Below are 1,636 nucleotides of genomic sequence, written 5' to 3' on the forward strand. Positions count from 1 at the left end.
TCGTTACACTTTTCCACCAATCGAAGAACTGCGATGTAACGAGATTGTGAACGCGCACGGGCAGGCGCGCTGGGCCGGGGATGCGCGACTACTTATGTGCCCCCTGCACTGCGCAAAAAAGCCGGCACCCGGCTTCCCCAGGGGCAGAAAAGCCCGCACCCGGCTTTTTCCGCATGAACGCGCCACACGATGCTCGAGGCTTTCACCGACGGCGTATTCCTTCTCGCCCCAGACGAGCGCTGGCACGGACAGCAACAGGTTATGGCCACGAGCCCTCTCGTCATCATCGATAACCCAGAGGGTGCAGAAGGCCACACAGCCTGCTCAAAGAGGTGCCGAGACCTTCCACTGTGAACTCCTCATTATCTTCAAAGAACGACCGCGAGGAAGAGCGAATGTGCCCATCGAGCGACGTCCCCTCCCACGACGAAGGCAACAAACCCGCCGCCGACTTCGATCTCCACGACCTCGAAGGCATGGAGATCGGCGATGACAATCTGCTCACGGCGATCCTGTGCGCGGAAGACGACCCCGAGCTCTCTGATGAGGTTCGCGAGCAGTTCGAATCGCTCCCCATCGAGTTCCACCGAAAAGATGAGTTCAACTCCACAGAATCGCTCTTTGCCGACTGGGTGGAGTGCGGCTACCTCATCTATGAACCGAAGAATCAGCGCGCGTTCTACGAATGGCGCAAGCTAGACCATAGCGTCTACCTCGACATCGAACCCATCGACGACGATATCGAGGAGGCCTACGAGACGTTCGTCACCGATCTGGGGTACAGGGACGAAGACGAAGGCGAAGACGAAGACGAAGGCGAGAACGAAGGCGAAGGCGGGAGCGCGAAAGACGAGAACGAAGGCGAAGGCGAGAGCGGCGCGGCGCGCTCCAACAGCGGATCGCACTGAAGCGACGCGCGCAACGCATCACCGCGAGGCGCGTGTGAGGCTCACCTCGCGTGATTGGCCTCGGCCGCTGTGTCTGCGGCTTCGGCTTCGAGGAGGCGCACGGAAGCTGCCCCGCTGCCCTCACGCAACATCTCCAATGCGCCCGCGGCCTGGGGCGACACAGCCGCAACGATTCGATCGTCTACCCGCAAGACGGTGGCGCCCGTGGGAACCACGTCCTGCCCTGCCCGCCGGACGTTGACCAGCAGACATCCCGCTGGAAGTCCCAGATCGGACTACGGCTTCCCCGCAAAGGGCGCGCCGGGGAGAATCGGGGTTTCGACGAGAACCGTCTCGCGCAGCGGTGTCTTGTCGGCCCCTCCCATCATCAGACGTTGCAGGAGCGACTCGTAGATCGGCGGTGACCCCACGATCTCGGCCGTGAAGTAGGCTGCGAGGCACGCGGTCAACAGCGCAAGCATGAGACTGTAGTTGGCGGTCATCTCCACGAGGTCAGCGCTGACCGCCGACATGAATGCCGCCGTGAAGACACCGCTGGCGAAATCGCGTTGCAGCTCCTCAACCGCGAAGACAAGGCCCGCAAGAGGCGCGTTGAAGGCTGCCGCGAGCCCCGCGGCCGCGCCAGCCGCGATCAACGCCCGTCTCTCCTGGCCCCGGTGGCGGAACCAGGTGCTGACCATCTACCCCAGCGCCGCCCCCATCTGCACCGTTGGCCCCTCTCGTCCGAG

At 63.0% G+C, this 1,636-nt stretch carries 2 protein-coding genes and 1 pseudogene; 1 reads left to right on the forward strand and 2 read right to left on the reverse strand.

Features of this window, described 5'->3' with window-relative positions; translation table 11 throughout:
* Positions 1–395: 395 nt before the first annotated feature.
* Positions 396–908, forward strand: coding sequence for a hypothetical protein (locus EB084_24945; GenBank protein ID NDD31512.1), 513 nt, complete (start codon positions 396–398; stop codon positions 906–908).
* A gap of 41 nt (positions 909–949) precedes the next feature.
* Here EB084_24945 and EB084_24950 read toward each other — a convergent pair whose 3' ends face one another.
* On the reverse strand, positions 950–1,177 hold the full coding sequence (locus EB084_24950) for a hypothetical protein (GenBank protein NDD31513.1): 228 nt from the start codon (positions 1,175–1,177) through the stop codon (positions 950–952).
* Positions 1,178–1,183: 6 nt separating this feature from the next.
* A pseudogene (locus tag EB084_24955) lies at positions 1,184–1,636 on the reverse strand (hypothetical protein).

The sequence above is a fragment of the Pseudomonadota bacterium genome, assembly GCA_010028905.1.
Lineage (GTDB): Bacteria > Vulcanimicrobiota > Xenobia > RGZZ01 > RGZZ01 > RGZZ01.

Excerpts from the sequence above, each read along its gene's own strand:
- EB084_24945 (NDD31512.1), top strand. The coding sequence starts at position 396 with ATGTGCCCATCGAGCGACGTCCCCTCCCACGACGAAGGCAACAAACCC.